Here is a 7295-nt window from a genome sequence, read left to right as displayed (position 1 = left end):
GCGTTTAGGGCGTCGGGCACCTCGCCCTCACTTGTGCGCTGAGCCTGCGGCCGGATGTCGACCAACAGTGCGCCGCGGTCCAGCGCGGCGGGCACCTCGTCAGCAGCCAGTCGGCGCAACCGCGCCCGGGACGCGTCCAATATCTGATCGATGCGGCTCATAGGTTTTCCGGGTGGTTGGTCAACTCGGTGCGGTTGCGGCGCAACGTGCGCTGCGCGGTGACCTCGTAGTACGACATCACGGTCAGCGGCGGCGAATACGCGTGCACGCTCAGCGTGGGATCCGCTGGAGGTGGCAGCGCAGCGGCCGCGGCGGTCGGGGCCCACAGCACGTCATGCACCCAGCCCAACGGGAACGCGGCCTGGTCGCCGGCCTCGATACGCCGTCGGCGCAACCGCTCGCCGTCCCAGCGGAATTCGTCAAGTGACCCGGACAGCAACGTCAGCGCGCCCAGCGATCCGCCGTGGTCGTGCAACTCGGTGCGATGCCCGGGCACCCAGCTGATCAGCCAGATGTCGACTTCGTCGTCGCCGTGCAGCCGGACGAACCAGCGGTCGTCGGTGGGCACGCCGGTCGGCGGGACCACGTGGTCGAAGCGCCCGCTGAGCACGTCGTCGGCGGTTTGGTCGGTGATGTGCAGCAGGTCAGCCTGCCGCAGCCGGGTGGGGCCGGAGACCGACCGGACGGCTGAGCGGTGTAACGGGACGCGATCAGCAACAAGGTTTGCGGAAACCATGCAAGAACTCCAGAACGAACGAGCGGACCAAGGGGCGGCGGCAGTCAGGGCCGACAACACTCCCAAAATCCCGTTCGCTGCGTCACGGCAGACAGTGTTGCATACATTTACTCAGGTGCGCCGGTGCCCATGGCGCCCGTTGGTGTGGGGCGCGGTTGCCGTCGCGGGACCGTGTCGGCGGCGGGCTGCTCGGTCGATCACGACCCGGCCCAGCCGCCGGTGCCCACACCCCTCGCTACTCGTCCGCCGTCCGCCCGTCCCGGCGTCTCGCCGAGCGGGGTGACGACCCGCGTTGACGCGCCCGCGCAGTCGACCGAGGACGAGTACTTTCAGGCCTGTCACGCTGCGAAGACGTGGATGCAGGATCGACCCCGCGATTCGCAGGCGTTGGTCGAGGCGTACCAGGCGGCCGTTCAGGCACCGCACGCCACCGGGGTCGTACCAGGAACGTCCCGTGGGCATTGCTGAGCCCGGCGCGGCAGGCGGCGGTGATCCTGGCGGCACGCGCCGCAGCCGCCGACGAATGCGGCTGACCTGGGGACCGCGGGGGATTGAATCACGCCGGGCGAAAATGCGAACCGAGGGCCTTGGACGACGTTCGTCAGAACGGGCCGACCGGCCGGAAATCCATTTCGTCTGATATTCCCAGCACTTTTTCAGTTGTTTATCATTGTCGGCGCTTATTCGACTACTGGATTATTTTAGCTCAGCGCTTTGGGATACGCTACGGAAATCCTCAGCGGTTTTCCAGTTTTCGGGTGCATAATTCCCGCGAAGCGGCCTAGGCTCATGCGACGCGTTAACACGGGCCGACCTGCCGTATTGAAGTTGTTAAAAAGCGTTCGGCAGGTTGAAACCAGCGCTCGACATATTTACCTTCGGTGCCATGCCTACATTTAATGTGAACACCGTCGACTGGGATGAGCTCTACAACGGAGAGGCGTCCTACGCCCCCGGAAATCCCGGTTGGAATATCGGTGAATTGCAACCCGAACTCGCCGCCCTCGAACGTCAACGGCGTTTCCGCAGCCCGGTGCTCGACTCCGGCTGCGGCGTCGGCGTAACGACATTGGCGCTCGCCGAAAAAGGATATGACGCCGTCGGCCTCGACCTTTCCGCCAGCGCCGTCGCGCAAGCCAAGCGCGCGGCAGCCGAACGTGGTCTGGACGCCGAATTCAGTGTCGCCGACCTCTCGAAAACGACCGGCTACGAAAGCTACTTCTACACCGTCATCGACGGACTGGTCTTTCACTGCCTGCCCGAGAAGCTCCGCGACGGATACGTCGAATCGAGTGCGCGGGCGCTGCTGCCCGGTGGAAGATTCTTCGCCTTGGTCTTCTCCACCGACGCATTCCCGCCAGACGCCGATTTCGGGCCACGGCCATTCACCGAGGCGCAATTGCGCGAGATCGTCAGCAGGCACCTCGTCGTCGACGAGGTACGGCCCGCGCGGGCCTCGGTCAACGTGCCCAGGACGCTGCCCAACGGTTTCGAATACCGCAATGTAACCATCGGGTCCGACGGCCGTGCGCAGCTGCCGTCGTTCCTGGTGAGCGCGCACCGCAGCTGATTCCCGGAGGGTTCGGCGGTCGCATCGGGTGCCTGCCGAACCCTCCTCGCGTGTGCGGGCTCGGTGCTTTCGACCGCCACCCACGGCCGGCGCGGGGTGCGGAGAACAATGAGCCCATGGCCGACTTCGACTCGCAGCGCGCCGACGATTCGTCGCGGCCCCGGGTCGCGCTGGCGCTCGGCAGCGGCGGCGCCCGCGGATACGCCCACATCGGAGTGATCGACGAGCTGCACGACCGCGGCTACCAGATCGTCGGAATCGCCGGTTCGTCGATGGGCGCACTTGTCGGTGGTTTACAGGCCGCGGACCGACTCGATGAGTTCGCCGACTGGGCGCGGTCATTGACTCAGCGCGCCATCCTGCGGCTGCTGGATCCGTCGATCACCGCGGCCGGTGTGCTGCGAGCCGAGAAAATCCTCGACGCGGTACGCGACATCCTCGGTGCCGCCACCATCGAGCAGCTGTCGATCCCCTACACCGCGGTGACGACCGACCTACTGGCCGGCAAGTCGGTGTGGTTGCAGCGCGGGCCGGTCGACGAGGCCATCCGGGCGTCGATCGCCATCCCCGGTGTGATCGCGCCGCATGTCGTCGACGGGCGACTCCTCGCCGACGGCGGGATCCTCGATCCGCTGCCGATGGCGCCGATCGCCGCGGTCAACGCCGATCTGACCATTGCGGTCAGCCTGTCCGGCAGCGAGGCCGTCGGCGGCCACGAGCCCGAACCCGGGCCCACCGCCGAGTGGCTGAACCGCATGCTGAACAGCACTTCCGCACTGCTCGACCGGCCCACGGCGCGGGCGGTGCTCAACCGGTTCGGCTCGTCGATCTCGGGGGGGAACGACCCCGACATCGATGCCGAATCCGACGAAGAACCCGATGTGCCCAAGCTGGGCGGTTTCGAAGTGATGAACCGCACCATCGACATCGCCCAGGCCGCGCTGGCGCGCCACACCCTGGCCGCCTACCCACCCGACTTGCTGATCGAGGTGCCCCGGTCGGCCTGCCGCGGCTTGGAATTCCACCGCGCTGCTGAGGTGATAGACGTCGGCCGCACCCTGGCCGCCCGGGCGCTGGACACCATTGACCCATCAGACAACGCTTCCCGGAGGGACGAGCGATGACACGACCGGCTGCACCCGACGCCGCGGCTCCCGACCGACCCTGGCGACGGCCCGGTGCCGCCAGCTACGCGCTCACACGTTTGCGCGGTTTCGCGCGATCACCGGTTGACGTCTACGCCGCGGAGCCCACTGCGCTGGTGATCGACAACAATGTAGCGGTCCCCACTCGTGACGGAACCATGTTGCGCGCCAACGTGTATCGCCCACCCGGCGATGGCCCGTTCGCGGCCTTGCTGTGCGCACATCCCTACGGCAAGGACAACCTTCCCGCTAAGAAGAAGCGGGGACGTGGTTACTCGGTGTCCATCCAGTACCGCCTGCTGCGCCAACCGACGCGACTGCGATTTTCGGATCTGACGGGCTGGGAGGCTCCGGACCCCGTCTGGTGGACGGAGCGCGGGTTCGCGGTGGTCAACTGCGATTTGCGCGGGGCGGGCCGATCAGACGGAGTCGGCGCGTTGCTGTCCGATGAAGAGGCCGAGGACGTCTACGACGTCATCGAGTGGGCAGCGCGCCAACCGTGGTCCACCGGTGCCGTCGGCATGATCGGTGTCTCGTACCTGGCGATCTCGCAATGGAAAGCGGCCGCACTGCGACCACCCCACCTCAAGGCGATCGTCCCCTGGGAAGGATTCACCGACGCATATCGCGACTTCGCCCGCAGGGGTGGCATTCGTGAGAACGGATTCCTCAAGGTGTGGAGCCGCAACTTAAAAAATGTCCGGTTGAAATACAATCTCGGCGACGAGAATGCCACCCGGCCGCTCCGCGACGAATGGTGGCAGGCGCTGGTGCCTGACTTGCCGAAAATCGAACTGCCTGCGTTGATTTGCGGTAGTTTCTCGGACAACAATCTGCACAGCCGCGGGTCGGTGCGCGCCTTCGAGCAGATCAGTTCACCCCAACGCCATCTCTACACTCACCGCGGCGGCAAGTGGACCACGTTCTATTCACGGTCGGCGCTCGACACGCAGTTGGCATTCCTCGACCGGCATCTGCGCGATGGGACGGGCACGCCGGAGCCGAAGGTCCGCCTGGAGGTTCGTGAACACCGCGACCATATCGTCGAGGTCCGCGACGAAACCAGCTGGCCACTGGAGTCGACAAGCTGGACGGCGCTGCACCTCAGTGATGCCGGACTACTGGCGGGCGCCCCCGAACAAGTCGGCTCCATCACGTTCGATACCCGTTCCGGCGGAGCCCGATTCGGCTGGACGCTGGACACCGACACTGAAATCACCGGACCGATGGCGGTACGACTGTTTGTTGAAGTGCAGGGCAGCGATGACGTAGATATCTTCGTCGGTGTCGAAAAGTGGCGTGGCCGACGGTATGTGCCGTTCGAAGGTTCTTACGGCTTTGGGCGAGATCGGATTACGAGCGGGTGGTTGAAGGCGTCCATGCGGACGCTCGACGAGGCCCACTCCCGGCCGTTTGAACCATTGCCGGCCCTGGACCGGCGTAACCCTGTGCAACCGGGACAGATCGTGCAGGTCGACATTCCGCTCGGGCCGTCGGCGACGTTGTTCCGGGCCGGCGAGCAACTTCGGCTGGTCGTCGCGGGCCGGTGGTTGTGGCCCCGAAACCCGCTTACCGGCCAGTTCCCGTCGGCCTACGAGTCCGGCCCACGCTGCAAATGTACGCTGCACTGGGGCCCGGATCACGCTGCCCGACTGCTTGTTCCGGTGATCGCCTAGGTAGGCGTAACGCCGAGGAACGCGGCGACACCGGCCGCCTCGCGCCGGCCCTGCGCACGCCCAGCCTCCGCGGAGGCGACGCGGCAGCGCGGATCCAGCGGATTGGGCCCGAAAGCTGCCAGCGACTTATGGTCGGCGAACACACCTAACGCAGTGCCACCAAACGCCGCGATCTCGGCGCCTGGGCCGGGGCCGAACGGCGAGGGCGCCAGCACGCCGGCCGGCACCAGCACCACCGCCATCTCGCAGTCGTCGGCGACGTCCAGGTTGATTGTGCTGCCGATCCCGCCGTCCATGTAGCGCCGGTCCCCAATCGTCACCGGCGGCCATGCTCCGGGGACCGCGCAACTGGCGGCCACCGCGTCAACCAGGTCGATACCCGAATCGCGGTCGAACACAACCAGTTCCCCTGTCGCGATGTCGATGGCGGTGACGCGCAGCACCCGATCGGGCCAGGTCTGTGTCGGCAGGCGCTGGGCGATCACATAGCGCCGGACTGGTTCGGCCACGGTTTCTGTCGCCAGTGCGACCGCCCCGATTCGCTGCCGCTGCTGCGACACCGTGCTCTCCGGCTGCGACAAGGCGGCCAGGAAGAGGTCGGTGACGGCGTCCACCCCGACGCCTGGATCGATTTCGGTCGACGCTTCCTGGACTTGTCGGGCAAACAGCTCCTCGAGGCTCAAGCCGCTGCCGATCTGTGCCGCCACCGCCGAGCCGGCCGAGGTGCCCACCAGTACCTCGGAATCCAGCAGCGCTCGTGCCGCGGCAGGCGATTCGTCAGCGATGCCTTGCAGAACGCCTGTCTCCCAAGCGATTCCAGCCACGCCACCGCCGCCGAGCACCAGCGCCCGTTTGATTGTCACGCCGACGCAGTGTGCTGCGCCGCCTGCGCCGTCGCGTTCAGATCCTCAGGGCGCAGCTGGTGTCGAGGCGGATCCGGCAATACCACCTCACTGGTGATCTGCAGCGCGGAGTCGACATGGACCAGCTCGCCCGGTACCAGCAGCCGCCATTGCGGATCGTCGTCCATCCGCTCGCTGGCGAACACCACCGACGGCCGCGACCGCAGATGGTCGCTGTCAGCGCGAATGCGATTGGTGCGCAGATGGAATCGATGATCCTTCGGGGTACCGCGGCGGTCCAATATGTAGAGCTCGTTGGGCTCCGGGTATCGCAGTGCCCACAGATCGGTGGCGGTGCTCAGCAACAGGTTGACGGCGTAGATCGGGACGTTGGCGGCCAGCCAACCTAACGCGTCGACCAAACCGGCCCGCACATCCCCGCCCCGCGCCCGGATCGAGGCGGTGATCAACGCGAACACCCGCTCGGAGTCGGTTTGCCCCAACACCAGATCAGCGGTCCCGAGCTCGGCCAGTCGCTCGTCGAGCGCATCCAGACCTTCCACCACGCCGTTGTGGGCGAATATCCGGCCGTCTTGCAGGAACGGATGGGTGTTGACCACCTCGTGGGTTCCGGTGGTCGCGTAGCGAACGTGCGCGATGAAGGTGGTGCCGGTCATCTCGTGCGCTTCGGCGGCGAAGTCGGCGTCCTGCCAGGCCGCGATCGGCTGCTTGTGAACCTGGGGGTGACCCTGGCCGTCGAAAACACCGAGCCCAGAGCCGTCCGGGTTTTTCCTGCTCTGGGCGGCGAGGTTGTCCGGGGCGTCCAGCAGCCAAAACGTCGCGGTGACAACGTTGGTCCCGGCATGCAACCCGAAAAGTCGGCACATGATCAGCCCGTCAGCAGACCGGACAGCGTTTCCAGCGACCTGCGCGCATAGCCCTTCCACACCCGGCCCAACACCGGCAGCAGCGGCGCAGTGAGCGCCGACCGGGCATGGATGTTCCAGCGCCAAGTAACCGTGGTCGCGGTACCGCTCGCGGTAAAGACCCACTGGCCCTCAGCACGTCCGACCAGCAATGCCAACGGGCCGGTGATCCCGGTCAGGGCGTAGCCGAACGCGTGCGGCGGGTCCACACTGGTCAGCTCTTCGCGCATGCTTGCCCCACCGGTCATCACCAGCACTCTGGTCTGCCCGGGCGTATCCCATTCGCCGGTCTGATCCCTGACCGCTTTGATCGGCGGGATGGGCCCATACCACCGGCTGAAAATCGTCGGCAGCGGCCGCGGCAGGGTGCCGGCGAAGGCTTCATCGAGGCCGACAGGTA

At 66.4% G+C, this 7295-nt stretch carries 9 protein-coding genes and 1 pseudogene; 5 read left to right on the top strand and 5 right to left on the bottom strand.

The window, feature by feature from the left end:
• Window positions 1-161 (bottom strand): annotated as a pseudogene (locus WAN71_RS01455) (sulfurtransferase); the annotation flags it as partial.
• Window positions 158-736, bottom strand: a complete 579-nt coding sequence (locus tag WAN71_RS01450) for a cysteine dioxygenase (protein ID WP_422223620.1) — start codon at window positions 734-736, stop codon at window positions 158-160. The gene WAN71_RS01450 and the pseudogene WAN71_RS01455, both read right to left, overlap by 4 nt.
• Before the next feature lie 129 nt (window positions 737-865).
• Here WAN71_RS01450 and lpqV (WAN71_RS01445) point away from each other — a divergent pair, with 129 nt between their 5' ends.
• The 5 genes from lpqV (WAN71_RS01445) to WAN71_RS01425 all read left to right on the top strand — a co-directional run bounded on the left by lpqV (WAN71_RS01445) (window position 866) and on the right by WAN71_RS01425 (window position 5127).
• Window positions 866-1204 carry a lipoprotein LpqV gene (gene lpqV / locus WAN71_RS01445; protein ID WP_422223622.1) on the top strand — a complete coding sequence of 113 codons (339 nt, stop codon included), beginning with the start codon at window positions 866-868 and terminating at the stop codon, window positions 1202-1204.
• Complete coding sequence (gene lpqV, locus WAN71_RS01440; protein ID WP_422223621.1) at window positions 1198-1269, top strand: lipoprotein LpqV; 72 nt, start codon at window positions 1198-1200, stop codon at window positions 1267-1269. Before lpqV (WAN71_RS01445) ends, lpqV (WAN71_RS01440) begins: the two co-directional genes overlap by 7 nt.
• Before the next feature lie 353 nt (window positions 1270-1622).
• Window positions 1623-2306: a class I SAM-dependent methyltransferase gene (locus WAN71_RS01435; protein ID WP_422223619.1), complete on the top strand. Its 684-nt coding sequence runs from the start codon at window positions 1623-1625 to the stop codon at window positions 2304-2306.
• Between the two features lie 116 nt (window positions 2307-2422).
• Complete coding sequence (locus WAN71_RS01430) at window positions 2423-3430, top strand: patatin-like phospholipase family protein (RefSeq protein WP_422223618.1); 1008 nt, start codon at window positions 2423-2425, stop codon at window positions 3428-3430.
• Window positions 3427-5127 carry a CocE/NonD family hydrolase gene (locus WAN71_RS01425; protein WP_422223617.1) on the top strand — a complete coding sequence of 567 codons (1701 nt, stop codon included), beginning with the start codon at window positions 3427-3429 and terminating at the stop codon, window positions 5125-5127. The genes WAN71_RS01430 and WAN71_RS01425 overlap by 4 nt, the downstream gene beginning before the upstream one ends.
• On the opposite strand, the gene WAN71_RS01420 is transcribed toward WAN71_RS01425, so the two are convergent.
• The 3 genes from WAN71_RS01420 to WAN71_RS01410 form a co-directional block, all read right to left on the bottom strand.
• The gene (locus tag WAN71_RS01420; protein WP_422223616.1) at window positions 5124-5990 is read right to left on the bottom strand and encodes a patatin-like phospholipase family protein; all 867 of its coding nucleotides are present in this window, start codon (window positions 5988-5990) and stop codon (window positions 5124-5126) included. The two genes, WAN71_RS01425 and WAN71_RS01420, sit on opposite strands and share 4 nt — an antisense overlap.
• Window positions 5987-6856, bottom strand: coding sequence for a class II glutamine amidotransferase (locus WAN71_RS01415; protein ID WP_422223615.1), 870 nt, complete (start codon window positions 6854-6856; stop codon window positions 5987-5989). Before WAN71_RS01415 ends, WAN71_RS01420 begins: the two co-directional genes overlap by 4 nt.
• A 2-nt stretch (window positions 6857-6858) precedes the next feature.
• A partial coding sequence (locus WAN71_RS01410; protein ID WP_422223614.1) for an SRPBCC family protein occupies window positions 6859-7295 on the bottom strand: 437 nt, incomplete at its 5' end.

It is taken from the genome of Mycobacterium sp. (assembly GCF_049280035.1).
Classification (GTDB): domain Bacteria; phylum Actinomycetota; class Actinomycetes; order Mycobacteriales; family Mycobacteriaceae; genus Mycobacterium.
The sequence above is the reverse complement of the archived record's forward strand: the minus strand, read 5'-3'. Positions and strand labels throughout refer to the sequence as shown.

Excerpts from the sequence above, each read along its gene's own strand:
- WAN71_RS01415 (WP_422223615.1), bottom strand. The coding sequence starts at position 6,856 with ATGTGCCGACTTTTCGGGTTGCATGCCGGGACCAACGTTGTCACCGCG.
- lpqV (WP_422223622.1), top strand. The coding sequence starts at position 866 with ATGGCGCCCGTTGGTGTGGGGCGCGGTTGCCGTCGCGGGACCGTGTCG.
- WAN71_RS01425 (WP_422223617.1), top strand. The coding sequence starts at position 3,427 with ATGACACGACCGGCTGCACCCGACGCCGCGGCTCCCGACCGACCCTGG.
- WAN71_RS01435 (WP_422223619.1), top strand. The coding sequence starts at position 1,623 with ATGCCTACATTTAATGTGAACACCGTCGACTGGGATGAGCTCTACAAC.
- WAN71_RS01430 (WP_422223618.1), top strand. The coding sequence starts at position 2,423 with ATGGCCGACTTCGACTCGCAGCGCGCCGACGATTCGTCGCGGCCCCGG.
- WAN71_RS01450 (WP_422223620.1), bottom strand. The coding sequence starts at position 736 with ATGGTTTCCGCAAACCTTGTTGCTGATCGCGTCCCGTTACACCGCTCA.